Below are 19,533 nucleotides of genomic sequence, written 5' to 3' on the forward strand. Positions count from 1 at the left end.
TGGCTCAGCAGTCCGTGAGACGTCACGGCGTGCCCGGCACGAACCAGATCTGCCCCATGCGGTAGGTCATGACAGCGATGGCGAGGCCGACGACGCCGAGCACGACGGTGCTCCACCTGGTGCGCTCGATGAGCGCCCAGAAGCCCCCGGCGATCGGAAGCAGCAACGCGGAGATGAGGTAGATGTAGAACTCTCCGAGCGATCCGCGCGGTTCGTTGCCGATAATCGGCGCCACGATCGTGACCACGAGCTGGGCGATGATCAGCACCTCCACGAGTGCGATCGAGCCGAGTGTCAGGTCGTTCGGCGGCCGTCCGATGAAGCCGACCACGAGACACAGGATGCCCGCCAGCACGGCCACGATCACCTGCACGGCCGTGAACCACTCGATCAACGCGTCTCCTCTTCGGGCTCCACAACCTGTTCGGCAGGAAAGTTCACGATAGTGCGCGCACGCCCGCCCTCGACGGAAGCCAGTCCGACCAGCCGTCCGTCGGGCGCGACCGCCGCGGTCGTCTCTGCGTCGGCGGCCTCAACGGCGATCCGCTTGCCGTGTCCGAGGTCCACCGCTTGTTCCTGGGTGAGCGCGAGCACCGGGAAGAGAGCCGCTGCGGCGGACGCGGGCCGCAGCAATGCCGACGCGACGTCGAGGTCGGCGAGGGGACGGGCATCCGTGACGGCGAACGGGCCGACCCTGGTGCGCCGCAGCACTGTCAGGTGGCCGCCGGTCAGCAGGGCGACGCCCAGGTCGCGGGCGAGAGCGCGCACATACGTTCCGGACGAGCAGACGACGCGCACATCGACGTCGAGTGCGAGCGCGTCGCCGACGGATGCCTCGCGCGAGCCGAGCACGTCGAACGCCGACACCGTGACGCTGCGGGGTTTCAGCTCCACCTGCTCCCCCGCACGCACCCGCGCGTAGGAGCGCTTGCCGTCCACTTTCACTGCTGAGACGCTGGAGGGCACCTGGTCGAGGTCTCCGGTGAGGTGGGCGATCGCCTCCGCGAGACGATCCGGCGTGATGGCACGAACCCGCGCGGCCGGTGCCCAGCCGAGCAGCTCACCCTCGGCGTCGTCTGTCGTCGTCGATGCCCCGAGCCGGATGGTGGCGAGGTATTCCTTGTCGGAACCGACGACGTACGTCAGTAGTCGTGTCGAGACCCCGAGCCCGAGCACGAGCACGCCGGTGGCCATCGGATCGAGGGTGCCTGCGTGTCCCACCTTGCGGGTTCCGGCGAGCCTGCGCACGCGTGCGACGACGTCGTGGCTGGTCCAGTCCGCAGGTTTGTCGACGAGCAGGATGCCGTTCGGCCCGCTCACGCGGTCGCCCGGGCGGGCTGCTGCGCCTCGTCTGCGCCTAGAGCCGTGCCCGTCACCGTGTTCACCACGATGTCAAGCTTGGTGCGGAACGTGTACTCGAGCAACTCGGGGATGCACGGGTCGTCGGAGTCGTACTGATCGACAAGGCGCATCGCGATCAGCACATTGAAAAGCATGCCGTGTGCGAGGAACCCCACGATTTCCTCCGGTTCCATCGGGACGGAGTTGCGCAGCAGCCGGTAGATCGCGAGGAAGCCCTCGCGGGCCTTCTCGCCGATGACCGGCTCGTGCCCGGAGATGAAGGATTGCATCAGCGAGAGCAGGATGCCGCGGTCTCTGATCAGGTCGGCGTACGCCATGCCGAGCCTGGTCACCGTCGCGTCGTGATCCTCACCGAGCTCACGAGCGTCAGCGAGGGCGCCCTCGAACGCGTCGATCAGTTTCGCCAGTGCCCGCTCGAGAACGGCGACGAACAGGTTCTCCTTCGTGCCGAACATCCGCACCACGTACGGCTGGCTGATGCCCGCTGCCTTGGCGACCTGGTCGGTCGTCGCGCCGATGTAGCCGCGCTCGCCGAACACACGGCTCGCCGCTGCGAGGATCTGCTCGCGGCGCACCGCCGACGACACACGCTCCTGCTTCGGCGATTCGGCGGCTCCCGGAGCGCCTGCGCCTGCCGGGTCGACGGTTCCGCGATCGGATTCGCTGCTCATGCTTGACATGTTATCAGTCGATTACTACAGTCCATCTTGTAATCATTCGATTACATCCGCGCCGGCCGACGCTTCATATCCGATTCTCGAGCGAGACGAGACACTCATGACCGCACTCATCAGGTCCTCTTCGGCGACAGCACCGCGCAGACGCGTTCCGACCTGGCTCGCCATCGTGGCGGCATCCGTTCCCATGTTCATGGCGACACTCGACAATCTCGTCGTCACCAACGCCCTCCCTCGCATCGGCATCGACCTGAAGGCTTCGATCGAGGAGCTGCAGTGGGTCGTGAACGCGTACAGCCTGGCTTTCGCCACGTTCATCCTGCTCTCCGTCGCGCTCGGCGACCGGTTCGGCCGTCGCACCGTGTTCGCGATCGGAGTGAGCGTCTTCACGCTGGCGAGCGCCGCATCGGCCCTGTCGACATCACCCGCCGAGCTCATCCTGTTCCGGGCTGTGCAGGGCGTGGGGGCTGCAGCGGTCATGCCGCTGTCGCTCACCCTGCTCGTCGGCTCCGTGAGCCAACGGATGCGACCAGCCGCGATCGGCATCTGGGGCGGCGTCTCCGGGCTGGGGGTCGCCCTCGGCCCGCTGATCGGCGGCGCCATCGTGCAGGGCTGGAACTGGCAGGCCATCTTCTGGCTGAACGTTCCGGTCGGCGTGATCGCGCTCCCGCTTGTACTGCTCGCGCTGCCGAACTCCTTCGGCGCGAAGCTGCGGGCCGACGTGCTCGGCGTGGTGCTCGTCGGCATCGGCGTCTTCGCCGTCGTGTACGGCATCGTGCGCGGCAACGACGCGGGCTGGGGCAGCGCTGAGGTGCTCACCGCACTGATCGGCGGCGGTGTTCTGCTGCTGGCGTTCATCGTCTGGGAGAGCCGGGCAGGTGCTCCGCTGCTTCCGCTGGGCCTGTTCCGCAACCGGAGCTTCTCGGTGGCGAACCTGGTGGGCATGACGTTCAGCTTCGGCATCTTCGGGGCCGTGTTCATCCTGATCCAGTTCCTTCAGGTCGTTCAACGGCACACCGCGCTCGAGGCCGGCCTCATGACGATGCCGTGGACGCTCGCCCCCATGGTCATCGCGCCGTTGACCGGCGTCGTCATCGTGCCGAGGTTCGGCACCCGGCTGCCGATCGTCGTCGGTCTCGTGCTGCAGTCGGTCGCCATGTTCTGGGTGGCGTCCATCCTCTCCTCCGACACCGCGTTCGCGGCGATGGTTCCCCCGTTCCTGCTCGCCGGGATCGGCATGGGACTCGTGTTCGCGCCGAGTTCCACGGCGGTGCTGGCCGGGTTCGGGGAGAAGGACCACGCGAAGGCATCGGGCACCAACGCCACACTGCGCGAGGTCGGAGTGGCGCTCGGCGTCGCGGTGCTCACCGCCGTGTTCATCGGAGCCGGCGGAACCCTCACACCGACCGGTTACGTCTCCGCCGCGATCCCAGCAGTGTTCACAGGCGCATCGGTCCTCGCAGGCGCGGCCGTGATCGCGCTGTTCCTGCCCGTTGGCAGGCCGCACCGCGACCGTGACGACAATGCCTCCGACGAGCTGGCGACCGAAGCCGCGGAGGCCGACGAGGTCACCGCCGGCGCCGCTATCGGGTGAGCGCGAAACCCTAAGCTTGCCGAGTGCGCATCGGCATCATCGGGGCAGGAGCGATCGGCGGAACGATCGCCGCGCTCCTGGATCGCGCCGGCCACGAGGTCGCCCTCACCGCGCGTGGCGACGGCCTCGCCGCCATCCGCGGGCACGGCCTGCGATTCGACGGAGCGTGGGGCGGACATGTTGCGCACGTGACGGCATCCGCGCGACTCGAAGCGGCACCTGAGATCGCGTTCGTGTGCACGAAGGCGCAGGACGCGGCATCCGCTCTTCGCGACAACGCCGACCTGTTGCGCGGCATCACCGTCGTGGTCGTGCAGAACGGGCTCGAGTCGCTGGATGTCGCGGGGGGCATCCTCCCTCGCTCCGAGCTGGTCGGCGGGCTTGCGCTGTACGCCTCGCAGTACGTCGAGCCCGGGCACGTCACGGTCACCGCCGATGGAAGCACCTACCTGGGTGATGGTGCAGGGGAGCCGACCGACGCCGCCCGTCACGCGGCCGCGCTGCTCGGCTCGGTGATGCCAGCAGTCGCCACCGGCAACTTCGTCGGCGCACAGTGGTCGAAGCTCGTCATCAACATGGTGAACGCTGTGCCGGCGCTCACCGGGCTGAGTGTGCAGGAGACGATCCGGGATGCCCGGCTCGGGCGGGTGGTCACGGCCTCGATGCGGGAGACGGTGCGCATCGGGCTCGCGTCACACGTGAGGTTCGCGAACGTGCAGGGCCTCAGCGATCCGATGTTGCGCCTGTTCTCCGTGCTGCCGCTGCGGGCCGCGCGGACTCTGCCGACCCTGATGGCTCGCCGCATGGGCCCGGTGCCGAACCTCGGGTCCACGCTGCAGAGCAGGCGACGCGGTCGCACCACCGAGATCGACTACCTCAACGGGGCTGTGGTGCGCGCCGCAGCCGCCATCGGACGGCAGGCGCCTGTGAACGCGGCGATCGTGGATGCGATGCACCGCCTCGAGCACGACGGCACGTTCCTCGAGCGTGATGGGGCCGCCCGGCTCCCCGTGCGCTGACCCGTTGCCGTCGGTCGAGCCTGTCGAGACCAGCGCGCTGGGGCGGTTTCGACAAGCTTGACCGGAGGCGGACGGCCGCCTCGACGACGATGCATCGCAGAGTCAGAAGCAGGCGCATCCGGTGTCGGGGTACTCACGGCGCGGATGCTCGGGGTTACTGAGATCCACCACCGCCGAGACCAGGTACTGGGGCTCGACCTCCGTGCCGTACCGTCGCCATCCGCCGACGTACCGAGCGTTCGCCGGGGCATCCGGATCGGGATCCCTGCCCTGCGACGTCGCAAGGCGCGAGTACACCTCGGTCAACGGCACGTCGAGCAGCACCGAGAAGTGCCAGGCACCCCGTACCTCGGGTCGCACCATGAAGGGGCCGTCGATGATGAGAGCCAGGTCGGCCGGTCCGGTCTGCCATTCCGAGAGCACTGGGGCATTGCGGCGCACATCGAACGCGCGCGTCTGGAACCCGGTCGATCCGCCCAAACGGAACGGGTCGATCAGCACGCGCCGGAGCGTTTCGTAGTCGAACGAGCGCTCGTAGTAGTCGCCGGCATCCGCCCTGCCGTGCAGGTGGCGTACGTCCCTCGGCAGGTGGAAGTCGCGCATCGATGCGCGAGCCGTTGCTGTTCCCGCCTCGCGGTAGACGGCGGCGAGGTCGTCCGCGAACTCGGCGGTGCCCGATCCCTCGGCTCCGTCGACGGCGACGGTGATGCGTCCGGCGGGATAGTTGTGTGCGATCTCTGCCTTCAGCTCGCGCAGAAAGGCCGTGCGCGGTGTGGTCGCCAGCTGCATGCGGACAGCTTAGAGGCGACGCAGGCAAGAGCGCTGCGAGCTCGCTCGCAGCGCCGAGCCGATGGCGCCTACGAACTGCCCGGCAGCGACGAGCGTGGATGCGCGCGCGGGTGCGCCGGTGCCACGTCCATGACTCGGGCAGGATGGTCTCCTCGCCGCTCGGCTCACCGCTCAGCTCACCGCTCGGCCGCGACCATGGTGGCATATTCGAGGTGATCCAGACGAAGGAGTGCGGGTGTCGAAACCACTGGATGAAGGTCCGTTCTTCCACGGCACGGTCGCGGATCTGAAGGTGGGCGACCTGCTCACGCCTGGGCGTCCGTCGAACTACCGCCCTGACATCGTGATGAACCACATCTACTTCACGGCGCTCGTCGACGGCGCCGGTCTCGCGGCGGAGGTCGCCGCGGAACTCGCAGAAGGCGACCCGACCCCTCACGTGTACCTCGTCGAGCCCGCCGGAGCGTTCGAGAACGACCCGAACGTGACCGACAAGAAGTTCCCCGGCAACCCGACACGGTCGTACCGCAGCGCTTCGCCGCTGCGCATCGTCCGCGAGGTCACCGAGTGGACAAGGCTGACGCCCGAACAACTGCAGACCTGGCGTGAGCGGCTCTCTGCGCTTCTCTCGAACGAGGACGCCGAGATCATCAACTGAAAGTACGGTTCGAATGAACACTCCCGCCTCACCGATCAAGCCGGCGATCACGATCGATGAACTCGAACGCGTCGACATCCGCGTCGGCACCATCACAGCCGTGGACGATGTCCCGAAGTCGGACAAACTGGTACGCATCACCGTCGACCTCGGCGATCATGAGCGGAACATTCTCGTCGGCATGAAGCAGGAACGAGAGGACCCCGCCTCGATCATCGGCCGGCAGACTCTCGTCGTCGTCAACCTGGAACCTCGCCGCATTGCGGGCGAGCTCTCCGAAGGCATGCTCTACGACATCGGATACTCCGACGGCATCACGCCCGTGCTCGCGATTCCCGAGAAGCCGGTGCCCAACGGCACTCGCGCCGGCTGACGAGACGAACTCGTACGCTGGAGCGGTGGATGCAGCGGACGACGTCGAATCGGAGGTCCCGACCGCCGATCGCATCGGCCGCGCAGGAGCCGATGACCTCGCGCGTGCGCTGAACGACTGGTTCCGGCGCGAAGCCAGGGACCTGCCGTGGCGACGCGAGGGATTCGGTGCCTGGGGCATCCTCGTCAGCGAGGTGATGCTGCAGCAGACCCCTGTCGTGCGGGTCATCCCACGGCTGGCAGAGTGGCTCGATCGCTGGCCAGCACCCTCCGACCTCGCGGCAGCGGCACCGGCCGAGGCGATTCGGGCCTGGCAGGGGCTCGGATATCCTCGTCGGGCGCTTCGGCTGCACGCCTGTGCCGTCGCCATCACCGAGGGGCACGACGGCGTCGTGCCGAGCGACGTCGACGAACTGCTGGCGCTGCCCGGAATCGGCGACTACACGGCGCGTGCGGTCGCGGCCTTCGCGTACGGGAAGCGGCACCCCGTCGTCGACACGAACGTGCGACGAGTGCTCGCCCGCTGCCTGAACGGGCAGGGCGAGCCGGCACCGCCGAACGTGCGGCGCGACCTGGCCGCCATGGAGTCCGTGCTGCCCTCCGACGAGGCGCAGGCCCGCCTGTTCAACGCCGCCGCAATGGAGCTCGGTGCCGTCGTGTGCACCGCCCGTTCGCCGAGATGCGGCGCCTGCCCGGTAGCGGGTGTCTGCACCTGGCGCGCCGCCGGCCGACCGCCGTACCTCGGTGCCAGGCGTGCGGTGCAGAAGAGGTATGAGGGAAGCGACCGGCAGGCACGTGGCATCCTTCTGCGCGAGCTGCGGTCGGCGCACGATCCGGTCGCCGGCGACGAACTGGCTGCGCTTTGGCCGCCCGAGGAGCAGCGCGGGCGCGCGCTCGCCGGCCTGGTCGCGGACGGACTCGTGGTGGTCGTCGACGACCGCTACACGCTGCCGGAGTGACCCGCCCTCGTGCCTCAGCGGCTCAGTCGGCTCGGTCGAGCGAGTGAGCCGGCTCGACTCCCTCGATCGCGCCTGATACGGGAGGGAGAGTCGGACGCCGATGGCGCATCAAGCGCGCGAATGGAACGCCCTGACTCACCAGGATGCCCGCCACGACGACGGCGCCGCCCACCGGCTCGTACCAGTGCAGGCTCTCACCGAGCAGGACCACACCGAGAGCCACCCCGACGACGGGGGTGAGGTAGGTGACGGTCGAGGCTCGCGCGGCGCCCCACTCACGCATGATCCGCGTGTACCAGACGTACGCGACGCCCGTGCCGACCACGCCCAGAGCGACGATGCTGCCGACGACCGGCGCATTCAGCGTGACGGGCCCACGGGCGACGAAAGGTGCGGCAAGCACGACGACGACACTCGCCATCGTGAGCTGCACCGATGAGAGGGTCACCGAGTCATAAGGCAGACCGCTCACGAACCGCCGCATGTACAGGCCCGCGAACCCGTAGCTCACCGTCGCCGCGAGGCACGCGAGCTGCGCCGGAACCGTGGCTCGAAGATCGCTCGAGCCGAGCAACTGCCAGGGGGCGGTCAACACGACGACGCCGACGATGCCGATCACGAGGCCCGCAGTACGCGCCGGGCCCAGGCGCTCGGAACGCAGAATCAGTGGCGTGAGCAGAAGCGTCATGATCGGCGTCGCCGCGTTGTAGATGCTCGCCAGGCTGCTCGGCACGTACTGCTCAGCCCAGGCGAACAGGGTGAACGGCACTGCACAGAAGAACACCCCGACGACGAGCATGTGACCCCAGACCCGCAGTTCCCGCGGCCACCGACGTCGGGTCACCGTCATGATGGCGGTAAGTGCGAGTGCTCCGAGAAGAATGCGCCCCAACACGACCTGAGCGGGCGAGAGACCCTCGAGCCCCACCTTGATGAAGAGAAAGCTTGCTCCCCACACGACCGAGAGCGCGAGGAACGCCCACAGCGTGACGTGCGACTTCAGTGCAGTCACCGCGCATCACTCCCCGTCGCTGTGGTCGCTGACCGCCTGCAGGTCGCGATAGGCGCGCTCGTCATCCCGGGTGACCGAGCCGCCGCGCTGAAGAATCGCCCACGGGAACCACTTCCAGAGTGCGAACCCCGCACCGTGAGCCGGCCTCTCCACGTACCCGTGATCGATGCCCTGCAGCACCGGGCGGCGAGAGGACGTGCCGAACGAGGGGACGGATGCCGTGTGCTGAGTCATGACCATGACATTACGATCACCCAAATACTGCCACCAGATGGCGGAGAGACTATCTTCATAAAGATGCCGCCATTACACTGGTCTGCATGTTGCGCAGCGTGGCAGTGCCTGTGATCGACGACCTGGCGGTGTTCGAGTTCGGCCTTCTCGCCGAGGTGTTCGGTCTCGATCGGAGCGTGTACTCCGATGTTCCACGGCTCGACTTCCGGGTGTGCGGCATCGAACCGGGCCGGCCTGTCACAACCCAGGTCGGCGTGCCGATCATCCCCCCGCTCGGCCTGTCGGCTATGGAAGATGCCGACGTGATCGCCGTGCCTGCCGCGCTCATCCGACCGGACGAGAAGTACCCGCCCGAGTTGCTGGACGCGTTGCGCCGGGCATCCGCTCGTGGCGCCATCATGCTCAGCGCATGCTCCGGCGCGTTCGTGCTCGGTGCGGCCGGCCTGCTCGACGGACGCCCGTGCACGACTCACTGGAGGTACGCAGACGAGCTGCAGCGCAGGCATCCGAGCGCACGGGTCGACCCCGACGTGCTCTTCGTCGATGACGGCGACATCATCACGAGTGCGGGCACTGCGGCAGGCATCGATGCGAGCCTGCACCTGGTGCGGCGCGAACTGGGCAGCGCCGCCGCGACGGTGATCGCGCGAAACATGGTGGTGCCGCCGCAGCGCGACGGCGGCCAGCGGCAGTACATCAGCCGACCGGTGCCGGAGGCCGAGTGCGACGCGCTCGTCGACGCACTCGCGTTCATGAACGCCAACCTCGCCCAGCAGCACTCTGTGGCCTCACTCGCGAGGCTCGCCCACATGTCGACGCGCACGTTCGCACGCCGGTTCGTCGCCGAGACCGGCATCACGCCGATGCAGTGGCTCACGGCACAACGGGTGCTGCACGCGCGCCTGCTGCTGGAGGCGACGGATGCGTCCATCGACGAGATAGCGGCGTCTTGCGGTTTCGGCAGCGCGACGCTGTTCCGCCACCACTTCACCCGAGAGGTGGGAGTCGCTCCGAGCGCCTACCGCCGGTCGTTCGCGTGCGACGACGCCATGGACGTGCACGCTTCGCGCGACTCTGAGTTCGCTCAGCCCGCGCCCGAGCGCGACTCTGAGTTCGTTCAGCCCGCGCCCGAGCGCGTCTCAGCACTTGCCTGATCGGAACCCCTAACCTGGGTGTTCGATGCCTGACAGCCCACTCTCCGCTTCGCCCTACGAGGTACTCGGCGTGCCCGTTTCGGTCAGCCAAGACGAGTTGCGCCTCGCCTATCGGCGGATGCTGCGTCAGGCGCATCCCGACACCGGCGGATCGGATGCCCTCTTCGTCGCCGTGCAGCACGCGTGGGCCGTGATCGGCACGCCGGAGGCTCGGGCCGCGTACGACCGAGGCAACGGAGCGCGCGAGGCTCCGCACACGTGGGCTCCGAGTCCGCCGCGGACGCCGCGACAGCAATCCCGCCCGCAGACGCGGACTTACGGGCATCCCGGCGGATTCTCGCGCGAGCGCTTCCTCACGATGATGCGCGAGTGGGTCGGACTGGGCGAGCCGATCGCCGACCCGTACGACCCGGCGCTCGTGCGCTCTGCACCCCGTGAGATACGTCACGCACTCGCGGATGCGATCGCCGAGGAGAACGCGGCCCGCTCGCTCTCGACACTCGGCATCGGTTACACCGTGTGGCACGATGTGGACGCCACCGGGCGGTCCGCGGCGGCGGAGCGCCGGGTAGAGAAGATCGACCACGTCGTGCTCGGACCGACAGGGCTGTTCGCCGTGCAGTCGGAGGACTGGGCCGTGCAGGCCGTCGTTCGACGAGGGGATCTCGTACCGGAGGGCGGGGCATCCGGTTTTCAGAGGCAGCCGCTGCACGAACTCGCCGGACGCGCCCGCACCCTGGGCAGGGCAGCGGGCGTGAAGTTCACGATCGCCGTCGTGACACTGCCGGATGCCGACCTCGAGCAGTCCGTGACCGTGGCCGGCCGCTCACGCGGCATCACGCTGGTCGCCGCGCAGTCGTCGGTGCTCCTGCACCTGCTGCGCACCGGCGTGGCCGACACGCCGCGACCGGACGGCACTACGCTCTTCGAGTTGCGCACCCGGCTGCAGCAGGGCGTTCGGTTCGTCTGACGCGGCGAATCAGAGCGCGAGGTGAAGCCGAACCGCTTCGTCGGGTTCTCCTGGGAACGCTGACGGCGCCCGACCGAGTGCCCGCTACGGCTGGGGCCGCACATCGAGTGTGGACGGAGCAGCGCCGACGGCGACTGCCGGCGCTATTCGTCCTCGTCGTTCTCGCGCGGCTTCACGTACGGGTCCTCGTCGCCTGCATAGTGCGCGGATGCCGCCAACCCGGCGACCTCCGCATCGCGCTCCTGCGCCGCTCGGAGCAGATCCTCGATGTGGGCGGCGTTCTCCGGTATCGCATCGGCGATGAATTCCAGAGACGGCGTGAGGCGCACCTGGATGTTCCTGCCCACCTCGGTGCGCAGCATGCCGGTCGCCGACTTCAAGGCGGCTGCGGTATCCGTGCGTTCCTGCTCGGTTCCGTACACCGTGTAGAAGATGCTGGCGTGCTGGAGGTCGCCGGTGACGCGCACATCCGTGATCGTCACAAACCCGAGCCTCGGGTCGCGCAGACCCTTGTCGAGCCTCTTGGCGACGATCTCCTTGATGCGGTCCGCGAGTTTTCTGGCCCGTGCTTCGTCGGCCATCTCTACCTCTCTCCCCGTGCGGTCACCGACCGGCCCGAGCAGGCCGGCGACGCCGCGCGGGATTGAGCGCTTCGCGCCCTGTTTTTTGCCTGACCGAGTCCGAGACGGGCTCGGCGCGAAAAGTGCGGGGGCCAGAACCGGCCCCCGCACTTTGCGTGCTACGCGCGCGGCTTTTCGCGCATTTCGATCGTCTCGATCTCGTCGCCGACCTGAATGTCGTTGAACTTGCCGAGGCCGATGCCGGCCTCGAAGTCCGTGCGCACCTCGGTGACGTCGTCTTTGAAGCGACGCAGCGACTCGATCGCGAGGTTGTCCCCCACCACGACGCCGTCTCGGATGACGCGGGCCTTGGCGTTGCGGGTGATGGTTCCGCTTCGCACGTAGACACCGGCGATGTTGCCGAACTTCGACGAGCGGAACACCTCGCGGATCTCCGCCATGCCCGACTGCACCTCTTCGAACTCGGGCTTGAGCATGCCCTTGAGCGAGTTCTCGATGTCGTCGATGGCGTTGTAGATGACCGAGTAGAAGCGCACGTCGATGCCTTCGCGGGCCGCGCGCTCGCGGGCCTTGACGTCGGGGCGCACGTTGAACCCGATGACGATCGCGTTGTCGATCGTGGCCAGGTCGATGTCGCTCTCGGTGACAGCTCCGACGCCGCGGTGCAAGATGCGCAGCTGCACGCTCTCGTCCACCTCGATCTTCATCAGGGACTCCTCCAGTGCCTCGACGGCACCGGAGACGTCGCCCTTGATGATGAGGTTGAGGGACTCGACCTTGCCTTCTTCCAGGGCTCGCGTGAAGTCCTCGAGGCTGATGCGCTTGCGCGCCTTCGCCAGCTGGGCGTTGCGCTCGGCCGCCTCACGCTTCTCAGCGATCTGACGGGCCGTGCGGTCCTCCTCCGTGACGATGAACGTGTCACCGGCACGCGGAACGGTGGACAGACCTTGCACCTGCACGGGACGCGACGGCAGGGCTTCATCCACCGGGTCGCCGTTCTCGTCCTGCATGGCACGCACGCGTCCGTACGCCGTGCCGGCGACGATCGAGTCGCCGACGCGGAGCGTTCCGGACTGGATGAGCACGGTCGCCACTGCGCCGCGACCCTTGTCGAGCTTGGCCTCGATGGCCACGCCACGGGCATCCTTATCGGGGTTGGCGCGCAGGTCGAGTCCGGCGTCTGCGGTGAGCAGCACGGCGTCGAGCAGATCGGTGATGCCGACGTTCTCGCGGGCGGAGACATCCACGAACATGGTGTCGCCGCCGTACTCCTCGGCGACCAGACCGAACTCGGTGAGCTGCTGCCGCACCTTGGCGGGGTTTGCATCCGGCTTGTCGATCTTGTTCACGGCCACGACGATCGGCACGTCGGCCGCTTGGGCGTGGTTCAGAGCCTCGATCGTCTGCGGCATGATGCCATCGTCTGCGGCGACCACGAGGATCGCGATATCGGTCACCTGTGCACCGCGAGCACGCATGGCGGTGAACGCCTCGTGACCCGGGGTGTCGATGAAGGTGATCGGACGATTGATCGCCTCGTGCGTCGTCGTGATCTGGTAGGCACCGATGTGCTGCGTGATACCGCCGGCCTCGCCCGCGACCACATTGGTGTTGCGGATGGCGTCGAGCAGTCTCGTCTTACCGTGGTCGACATGGCCCATGACGGTGACCACCGGCGGCCGTGCCGCCAGGTCTTCGTCGGATTCCTCGTCGAGTTCGGCCTCGAGGTCGATGTCGAAGCCCTCGAGAAGCTCCTTGTCTTCGTCCTCGGGCGAGACGACCTGGATCTTGTAGCCCAGCTCGGCACCGAGCACCTCGAAGGTCGCCTCGTCGAGCGACTCCGTGGCGGTGGCCATCTCACCGAGGTGGAACAGCACGGTCACGAGGTTGCCGGGGCTGGCGTCGATCTTGTCGGCGAAGTCGCTGATGGAGGAGCCGCGACGCAAGCGGATGACGGTGTTGCCGTCTCCGCGAGGAACGCTCACGCCGCCGAGCGACGGGGCCTCCCGCATCTCGAATTCGGCCCTCTTCGTCCGCTTCGACTTGCGCGACTTGCTCTTGCCGCCGCCACGACCGAACGCGCCGGCGGTGCCGCCGCCAGGACCACGTCCACGACCGCCACCACCTGCCGGACGCGGGCCGCCGAAGCCGCCACCCGGACGATTGATTCCGCCGGCTCCGGCTCCAGCACCGGCGCCGCCAGGACGCTGGAAGCCGCCGGGGCGACCGCCGCCACCACCGGGACGAGCACCACCAGGGCGACCTGCACCTGCCGGACGCGGCCCACCAGGGCGAGGCGAACCGGGGCGCGGTGCCTGCGGGCGGGGGATATTGCCCGGCGTGGGCCGCTGACCCATGCCCTGCGAACTCGCGAACGGGTTGTTGCCGGGGCGAGGCGTGCCCGCGGGACGGTGACCCATACCCTGCGAGCTGGCGAACGGGTTGTTGCCAGGTCGAGGACCACCCGGTCGGGGTGCACCCGGTCGGGTCGAGGATGCGTCGCCCGGCTTCGACGCGGGCGACGCTTCCGCGGTCTTCGCGTCGGCGGGCTTCGCGTCGGCGGGCTTCTGGTCGGCGGGCTTCGTGTCGATGGGCTGCCCCTCGACCGGTTTCGCATCGACGGGCTTCGCATCGGCCTGCTGGGCCGGTGCGGGCTTCGGCGCGCCTGGCTTGGGCGCCGTGGCACCGGCCGGAACGGTCGCCGGCGTACCCGCCTGCTCGGATGCGGGGGTCGCGACCGGCTTCGACGGCGCAGGCGTCGACGACTGAGCGCCGTCCGCCTCCAGCGCCGCCCTCAGTTTGCGGGCGACCGGGGGCTCGATGCTCGATGACGGTCCCTTGACGAACTCGCCGAGTTCCTTGAGCTTCGCAAGTGCGACCTTGCTGTCGACGCCGAGCTCGCTCGCGATCTCGTGTACGCGTGGTTTTGCAGCCACAATTCTCCTGTTCGGGGCTTGCCCGAGCAGGGGCAAGCCTTAGTGGTGGACGGGTCTCATTTCGAGCCGCTCATCAGTTGTCCATTAGCCGTTCAGCCTGTTCTCTAGTGGCCGGGTGTCCAGAGGCTCTTCGACCCGAAGCGCACGCCCGAAGGCGCGCCGCCTGACCGCTTTCTCGAGACACTCGGAAGTCGGATGCAGCCACGCGCCCCTGCCGGGCATCCGGGCGGACTCGTCCACCACAAGCTGCGAATTCCGGGCGACAACCCTCAGAAGAGAGGATCGGGAAGCGCGAGAACGGCATCCGACGCACGTTCTCACGGCCACTATTCTACCCCCTAGACCAGTACGGCTCGGACCGACCCATCGTCGTTCAACATGACATCCGGCCGGAACCATCCCAGTTCGGCATGTTCTCGGCCGGAGCGCGCGATCTGTCATGTCGGCGGCGCGGTGGGGTGGTGCGGCCGCCTTTCGCCTGCGGTAGCACTGCGGCCGTGTCCGGGTGGACCGAGACGCTACGCAGCCGTGTCCGGCTGAATGTCGATCTTCGCACCAGTGAGTTTGGCCGCCAGGCGGGCATTCTGGCCCTCCTTGCCGATCGCGAGCGACAACTGGTAGTCCGGCACGAGCGCTCGAACGGCCTTCAGCGACTCGTCGACGACGAACGCCTTCGTCACCTTCGCAGGCGACAGTGCACTGGCCACGAAGGTCGCCAGGTCGGGCGAGTAGTCGACGATGTCGATCTTCTCGTTGTTCAGCTCGGCTGTGACGGCACGCACCCGCTGCCCCAGCTCGCCGATGCACGCACCCTTCGCGTTCACGCCCGGTTGGTTCGCACGAACCGCGATCTTCGTGCGATGCCCGGCCTCGCGGGCGAGCGACATGATCTCGACGACGCCATGCGCGATCTCGGGCACTTCGAGAGCGAACAGCTTGCGCACGAGCGCCGGGTGGGTGCGCGAGACGATGATCGAGGGCCCCTTGAGGCCCTTGGACACACTGGTCACGTAGACGCGGATGCGCGACCCGTGCGAGTACTCCTCCCCTGGCACCTGCTCCTCGGGTGGCAGGATCGCCTCGACCGTTCCCAGGTCGACGTGGATCATCCGCGGGTTCGGACCCTGCTGGATGACGCCGGCGACCACGTCTCCCTCGCGACCCTTGAACTCGCCCAGCACCGCGTCATCCTGAATGTCACGAAGTCGCTGATTGATCACCTGCTTCGCCGCGAACGCCGCGATGCGGCCGAAGTCGCTCGGGCTGTCTTCGGACTCTCCGACCACGTTGCCGTCGTCATCGAACTCGGGAACGTAGACGGTGACGTGGCCCGTCTTGCGGTCCAGGTGGACTCGGGCCGCGGGGGACGCCTCGCTGTGTCCCTGGCTGTGCCGGTGAGACGCCTGATCGGTGTGCTTCAGATATGCGGTCAGAATCGCCTGCTCGATGATCTCCACGAGTTCGTCGAACGGGATCTCCCGCTCGCGTTCCATCAGGCGCAAGACGCTGAGGTCGATGTCCACCTTCGGCCCCCTTTATTCAGTTCGAGGATGTGTTCACTTGGCCACGGATCGATCGTTGCGGAAGGCGCACGGTAGCGCGGCGATCACCACAAGATCAACGATTCAGCATACGGGAAAGCATTGCGGCAGGTACAGGCCACGGCGCCGCGCGGCACGCTTCAGGCGGCCCGTGCGGAGGAATTCGCAGCGCGGGCCGCCCAACCCATCCGGATCAACCGCGAAGCGACCACTCGGTGTCGGATGTGCGCAGTACCGCCGCAGCCAGGAAGGCGAGGCCGACGACCTCGAGGGCTCCTCCGGCCACCGCGAACCACTCTCCGCCGCCGACGATGTTGATCACATGTCCGACGGTCCACGCGATCACGAGCAGACCGGCCCACCACGGCACACCGCAGCGTCGGCCGCCGAGCACGACGGCGAGGCCCAACAGCAGGGTTCCTACCAGGTTGCCCGCCACGAACACGATGAACACGGGCATCGCGGCCGGGCTCCCCTGCGCGGCGTCGAGCACGGCACCTGCGGCCGCTCTCGGCAGGTCGGATCGGGCCAGTGCGAGAGAGTCGAAGTTCGTCATGCTGAGGCCGAAGTACGCGACGTACCCGGCGATCATGAGCACGGCGGCCCACAGCCCCAGCCTGGGCTTCGATGGCCGCAAGATGCGAAGCGCAGCGAGGATGCCGGGGACGGCCAGCAGGCATCCGACCAGCGCGAACACCGTGGCGAGCACCATCGACGACGCGTGCGAGGCGTAGAACTCGAGCGACTGCTCACCGGTCCCCCCGTCTCCGGCGTTGCCATCGGCTGCCACCGCATACGTCACGTTGCAGACCAATTGGCAGGCGAACGCGAGAGGCAACATGACGGCACCGGCCACTCGTCGGAAGCCGATGGTCGGATCGACACCGACATGCGTCTCAGGGCGCGCGGACACCACGGTCATAGCAACCTCCTTGATCTTCGGATGCCGATGCATCCGTTCGCCCACCACTGTCGCCGGGCTGTGCGCCCGGGCGGATCGGTACCAGCCCCTGAAGTGCCTGCGTGCTGGCACGGATGCCGATCCTCGCCCGCCCGCCCTATGGTTCTGTCATGGGGCAGGCGGCAGGAATGCCCGCAACGCAGCGGGAGCGGATGCGCGTGCCGTGGACGACGGTCACCGTGGCGCTCCTGGGCGCCGCAAGCCTTGTGTCGGTGGCGCTGCTGGTCGCCTGCGCCGGCCAGTGGCTGGAGCCGCCGGTCCAGGTGGCTGCGGTGCTCACCATCGCCGGGCTGCAGCTGGTTCTCGCGTTCATCGTCGCGAAGGGAGCGCCGGGCGACGTCACCGGACCGCTGCTCGCCTCGCTCGCGCTGATCCTGGTACTCACCAACTGCGTGCGTGGCGACGCTCTCAGCATGTTCGAGGGCGGCTGGATGCTCCTGTACCTGCCGCTTGCGCTGGTGCTGCTCGTCGTGCCTGCCGGGCAGCCGGCATCCGGTCTCTGGCGAGCGGTCGCCTGCGTGCTCTGCGGCGTCGTCGGAGCATTCATCGTCGGCAACGCGGTGCAGTCGACGGTAGCTCCCGAGTCGAACGAGCTGACCGTCGTCGGGTTCGTGCTGCTCGCGCTGTTCTTCGCGCTGCTCGTCACGTGCGCGCTCGCACCGTTCGTGCGCTATCGCCGCGCCGGAGAACTGGACCGGATCCGGCTGCGCTGGGTGCTCGTGGCCGGTCTGTCCCTTCCGCTCACGCTGCTGCTGTGCTGGGCGAGCTACTTGGCGTTCGGCGCTCCCGACCTCGTCGGCATCGGCCTGCTCGTCATGTTCCTCGGCATCCCGGCGGGCGCGACGATCGCCCTGACCCGGCCGCAGTTGTTCGACGTGGATCGAGCCACAGTCTCGGCCGTCACCGCATTGGTGCTGGTCGCCGTCGCGCTTCTCGGACTCAGCGTCGTCAGCGCAGCTGCGGGGATGAGCATGGACGAGTGGCCGGCCGTCGCAGTGGCGGTGGCGTCGTCGTCGACGGCAATCGCCTGCGTGGTCGCCTTCCCGTTCGCGCGGCGAGGTTTCGACCGCGTGCTGTACCCGGAGCGGGCGCGTAGCGTTGCGCAGCTGCGGCGGCTGTGTGCACGTGTCGATGCCGGCATGGAACGGCCAGAAGAAGTTCAGCCGGTGCTGCGTGAGAGCCTTCGCGACCCGGGCCTCGTCGTCGCCTACCGGCGATTCGCCGACCGGGCTCTCGTCGGACTCGACGGCCTGCAGCTGGGGTGCGTCATGTCGTTCACGCCGGTACGTCACCGAGGCGAGGAGATCGGAGCCATCGTGCCGTCTGACACACGTGCCAAGCGGCCGGCTGCAGCGATCGCCCGTGCGACGGCCCCGCTGCTCGACGCGGTGCGGCTGCGGTCGGAACTGGCCGCCGCGGCCGCCGAGGTGGAGGCATCCAGGGAACGGATGCTCCATGCCGGGTATGAAGAGCGCCGCCGACTGGAGCGCGACCTGCACGACGGCGCGCAGCAGCGACTCGTCGCGCTCGGAATGCAGCTGCGAGTGCTGCAACGCGGCGCCGGCCGGGACGATCCGATCGCGGCATCCCTAGACCACGCCGTCGCACAGCTCGGCACCGCCGTGGCCGAGCTGCGGCAGCTCGCACACGGTGTGCGGCCGAGCGCGCTCGACGACGGGCTTGCCGCGGCCCTGGCCGAGCTGGAACGGCATTCGCCGCAGAGAATCGAGCTCGACGTGCGTGCCAGGGAGCTGCCGGACGCCGTCGCCACCACCGCGTACTTCGTGGTGAACGAGGCGGTCGCAAACGCGCTGCGGCACGCCGAGGCCTCTCGCATCCGAGTGCTCGTGCTGCACGAGAAAGACGAACTGCTGGTGCGCGTGTCGGACGACGGCTGGGGCGGAGCCGCGCCACGCACCACGGGCGGTCTGGCCGGCCTCTCCGACCGTGTCGCCGCGCTCGGCGGCCGACTCGTCGTACGGTCGGCGGCGGGGAGGGGAACGATCGTGGAGGCGAGTATGCCGTGCGGGTCGTGATCGGTGAGGACTCCGCATTGTTCCGCGAGGGGATGGTGGCACTGCTGCAGTCGGCGGGCCATGATGTCGTCGGGCGCGCCGCGACCGGACCGGACGCCGTCGCCCAGGTGCGTGCACATCGACCGGATGTCGCGGTGCTCGACATCCGCATGCCCCACGACGACGAGGGGATCGTCGCGGCGCTCCAGATCCGGGAGTCGGATCCGCCTACGCCGGTGATGCTGCTCTCGCAGCACATCGAGACCCGACGCACCGTCGAGCTCGTCGCTTCCGGCTCGATCGGCTATCTATTGAAAGACCGCGTGCTCGACGTCGACGAGTTCCTGCTCTCTCTGGAACGGGTCGCCGGAGGCGGCACCGCCATGGATCCGGATGTCGTGACGCGGCTGCTCGGGATTGCACGCGCGGCATCCGTGCTCGATGCGCTGACCCCCCGCGAGCTCGACGTGCTGAGACTCATGGCCGAAGGCTGGTCGAACGCGGCGATCGGCGCTCGACTGTTCCTCTCCGAGCGCACCGTTGAGACGCACATCGGCTCGGTCTTCGCCAAGCTCCCGCTCGAGGACTCTCCTGACGGCAACCGCCGGGTGCGCGCCATCCTCGCGTATCTCGAGGCGCGGGCCGTCCGACCCGGCGCGCGGTAGGAACACGCGTGCCGGCGGGCAGCCCGCCGTCTCA

General features: G+C 68.3%; 20 protein-coding genes. 9 read left to right on the forward strand and 11 right to left on the reverse strand.

What is annotated here, in order from left to right; genetic code table 11:
• Positions 1–22: 22 nt before the first annotated feature.
• The 3 genes from ACYVDK_RS14170 to ACYVDK_RS14180 are packed head-to-tail and all read right to left on the reverse strand — an operon-like array spanning position 23 to position 2,033.
• Entirely contained in the window at positions 23–394 is a 372-nt protein-coding gene (locus tag ACYVDK_RS14170; RefSeq protein WP_460522833.1) for a hypothetical protein, read from the reverse strand.
• Positions 391–1,320: a tRNA pseudouridine synthase B gene (gene truB, locus ACYVDK_RS14175; protein ID WP_460522835.1), complete on the reverse strand. Its 930-nt coding sequence runs from the start codon at positions 1,318–1,320 to the stop codon at positions 391–393. The genes ACYVDK_RS14170 and truB overlap by 4 nt, the downstream gene beginning before the upstream one ends.
• Entirely contained in the window at positions 1,317–2,033 is a 717-nt protein-coding gene (locus ACYVDK_RS14180) for a TetR/AcrR family transcriptional regulator (RefSeq protein ID WP_460522837.1), read from the reverse strand. The genes truB and ACYVDK_RS14180 overlap by 4 nt, the downstream gene beginning before the upstream one ends.
• Positions 2,034–2,139: 106 nt before the next feature.
• Between ACYVDK_RS14180 and ACYVDK_RS14185 the strand changes: the two genes are divergently transcribed.
• Together ACYVDK_RS14185 and ACYVDK_RS14190 are read left to right on the forward strand one after the other, a co-directional pair.
• Entirely contained in the window at positions 2,140–3,633 is a 1,494-nt protein-coding gene (locus tag ACYVDK_RS14185; protein ID WP_460522839.1) for an efflux MFS transporter permease, read from the forward strand.
• 23 nt (positions 3,634–3,656) lie between these two features.
• Entirely contained in the window at positions 3,657–4,652 is a 996-nt protein-coding gene (locus tag ACYVDK_RS14190) for a ketopantoate reductase family protein (protein WP_460522841.1), read from the forward strand.
• Positions 4,653–4,754: 102 nt separating this feature from the next.
• Here the strand turns inward: ACYVDK_RS14190 and ACYVDK_RS14195 are convergent, their stop codons facing one another.
• Entirely contained in the window at positions 4,755–5,441 is a 687-nt protein-coding gene (locus ACYVDK_RS14195) for a nucleoside/nucleotide kinase family protein (RefSeq protein WP_460522843.1), read from the reverse strand.
• Between the two features lie 235 nt (positions 5,442–5,676).
• On the opposite strand from ACYVDK_RS14195, the gene arr reads away from it, so the two are divergent.
• The 3 genes from arr (at position 5,677) to ACYVDK_RS14210 (ending at position 7,430) form a co-directional block, all read left to right on the forward strand.
• The gene (gene arr, locus ACYVDK_RS14200; protein WP_460522845.1) at positions 5,677–6,099 is read left to right on the forward strand and encodes an NAD(+)--rifampin ADP-ribosyltransferase; all 423 of its coding nucleotides are present in this window, start codon (positions 5,677–5,679) and stop codon (positions 6,097–6,099) included.
• Between the two features lie 13 nt (positions 6,100–6,112).
• On the forward strand, positions 6,113–6,472 hold the full coding sequence (locus tag ACYVDK_RS14205; protein WP_460522847.1) for a hypothetical protein: 360 nt from the start codon (positions 6,113–6,115) through the stop codon (positions 6,470–6,472).
• 73 nt (positions 6,473–6,545) lie between these two features.
• Positions 6,546–7,430: an HhH-GPD family protein gene (locus tag ACYVDK_RS14210; RefSeq protein ID WP_460522905.1), complete on the forward strand. Its 885-nt coding sequence runs from the start codon at positions 6,546–6,548 to the stop codon at positions 7,428–7,430.
• A 22-nt stretch (positions 7,431–7,452) separates the two neighbouring features.
• Here ACYVDK_RS14210 and ACYVDK_RS14215 read toward each other — a convergent pair whose 3' ends face one another.
• Positions 7,453–8,442 carry a DMT family transporter gene (locus tag ACYVDK_RS14215; protein ID WP_460522848.1) on the reverse strand — a complete coding sequence of 330 codons (990 nt, stop codon included), beginning with the start codon at positions 8,440–8,442 and terminating at the stop codon, positions 7,453–7,455.
• A 6-nt stretch (positions 8,443–8,448) separates the two neighbouring features.
• A complete protein-coding gene (locus ACYVDK_RS14220; RefSeq protein ID WP_460522850.1) occupies positions 8,449–8,676 on the reverse strand; it encodes a hypothetical protein in 228 nt (75 codons plus the stop codon).
• Positions 8,677–8,762: 86 nt separating this feature from the next.
• On the opposite strand from ACYVDK_RS14220, the gene ACYVDK_RS14225 reads away from it, so the two are divergent.
• Complete coding sequence (locus ACYVDK_RS14225) at positions 8,763–9,830, forward strand: helix-turn-helix domain-containing protein (RefSeq protein WP_460522852.1); 1,068 nt, start codon at positions 8,763–8,765, stop codon at positions 9,828–9,830.
• Positions 9,831–9,855: 25 nt separating this feature from the next.
• Complete coding sequence (locus ACYVDK_RS14230) at positions 9,856–10,800, forward strand: J domain-containing protein (RefSeq protein WP_460522854.1); 945 nt, start codon at positions 9,856–9,858, stop codon at positions 10,798–10,800.
• A 143-nt stretch (positions 10,801–10,943) separates the two neighbouring features.
• Here the strand turns inward: ACYVDK_RS14230 and rbfA are convergent, their stop codons facing one another.
• From rbfA to ACYVDK_RS14255, 5 genes are all read right to left on the reverse strand, one after another.
• Entirely contained in the window at positions 10,944–11,381 is a 438-nt protein-coding gene (rbfA, locus tag ACYVDK_RS14235) for a 30S ribosome-binding factor RbfA (protein WP_460522856.1), read from the reverse strand.
• A 158-nt stretch (positions 11,382–11,539) separates the two neighbouring features.
• Positions 11,540–14,317, reverse strand: coding sequence for a translation initiation factor IF-2 (gene infB / locus ACYVDK_RS14240; protein WP_460522858.1), 2,778 nt, complete (start codon positions 14,315–14,317; stop codon positions 11,540–11,542).
• A gap of 84 nt (positions 14,318–14,401) precedes the next feature.
• Positions 14,402–14,758 carry a YlxR family protein gene (locus tag ACYVDK_RS14245; protein WP_460522860.1) on the reverse strand — a complete coding sequence of 119 codons (357 nt, stop codon included), beginning with the start codon at positions 14,756–14,758 and terminating at the stop codon, positions 14,402–14,404.
• A 77-nt stretch (positions 14,759–14,835) separates the two neighbouring features.
• Complete coding sequence (gene nusA, locus ACYVDK_RS14250; RefSeq protein WP_460522862.1) at positions 14,836–15,840, reverse strand: transcription termination/antitermination protein NusA; 1,005 nt, start codon at positions 15,838–15,840, stop codon at positions 14,836–14,838.
• 211 nt (positions 15,841–16,051) lie between these two features.
• Positions 16,052–16,780, reverse strand: coding sequence for a hypothetical protein (locus ACYVDK_RS14255; RefSeq protein ID WP_460522864.1), 729 nt, complete (start codon positions 16,778–16,780; stop codon positions 16,052–16,054).
• 149 nt (positions 16,781–16,929) lie between these two features.
• Between ACYVDK_RS14255 and ACYVDK_RS14260 the strand changes: the two genes are divergently transcribed.
• Complete coding sequence (locus tag ACYVDK_RS14260) at positions 16,930–18,855, forward strand: sensor histidine kinase (RefSeq protein WP_460522866.1); 1,926 nt, start codon at positions 16,930–16,932, stop codon at positions 18,853–18,855.
• The gene (locus tag ACYVDK_RS14265) at positions 18,843–19,499 is read left to right on the forward strand and encodes a response regulator (RefSeq protein WP_460522868.1); all 657 of its coding nucleotides are present in this window, start codon (positions 18,843–18,845) and stop codon (positions 19,497–19,499) included. Before ACYVDK_RS14260 ends, ACYVDK_RS14265 begins: the two co-directional genes overlap by 13 nt.
• Positions 19,500–19,533: the final 34 nt, after the last annotated feature.

The sequence above is a fragment of the Humibacter antri genome (assembly GCF_054777235.1).

Bases quoted from the DNA above. Each gene is read 5' to 3' on its own strand.
- ACYVDK_RS14180 (WP_460522837.1), bottom strand. From the start codon at position 2,033: ATGAGCAGCGAATCCGATCGCGGAACCGTCGACCCGGCAGGCGCAGGC.
- ACYVDK_RS14185 (WP_460522839.1), top strand. From the start codon at position 2,140: ATGACCGCACTCATCAGGTCCTCTTCGGCGACAGCACCGCGCAGACGC.
- ACYVDK_RS14195 (WP_460522843.1), bottom strand. From the start codon at position 5,441: ATGCAGCTGGCGACCACACCGCGCACGGCCTTTCTGCGCGAGCTGAAG.
- ACYVDK_RS14205 (WP_460522847.1), top strand. From the start codon at position 6,113: ATGAACACTCCCGCCTCACCGATCAAGCCGGCGATCACGATCGATGAA.
- ACYVDK_RS14220 (WP_460522850.1), bottom strand. From the start codon at position 8,676: ATGACTCAGCACACGGCATCCGTCCCCTCGTTCGGCACGTCCTCTCGC.
- ACYVDK_RS14225 (WP_460522852.1), top strand. From the start codon at position 8,763: ATGTTGCGCAGCGTGGCAGTGCCTGTGATCGACGACCTGGCGGTGTTC.
- ACYVDK_RS14230 (WP_460522854.1), top strand. From the start codon at position 9,856: ATGCCTGACAGCCCACTCTCCGCTTCGCCCTACGAGGTACTCGGCGTG.
- rbfA (WP_460522856.1), bottom strand. From the start codon at position 11,381: ATGGCCGACGAAGCACGGGCCAGAAAACTCGCGGACCGCATCAAGGAG.
- ACYVDK_RS14245 (WP_460522860.1), bottom strand. From the start codon at position 14,758: ATGACAGATCGCGCGCTCCGGCCGAGAACATGCCGAACTGGGATGGTT.
- ACYVDK_RS14255 (WP_460522864.1), bottom strand. From the start codon at position 16,780: ATGACCGTGGTGTCCGCGCGCCCTGAGACGCATGTCGGTGTCGATCCG.
- ACYVDK_RS14260 (WP_460522866.1), top strand. From the start codon at position 16,930: ATGGGGCAGGCGGCAGGAATGCCCGCAACGCAGCGGGAGCGGATGCGC.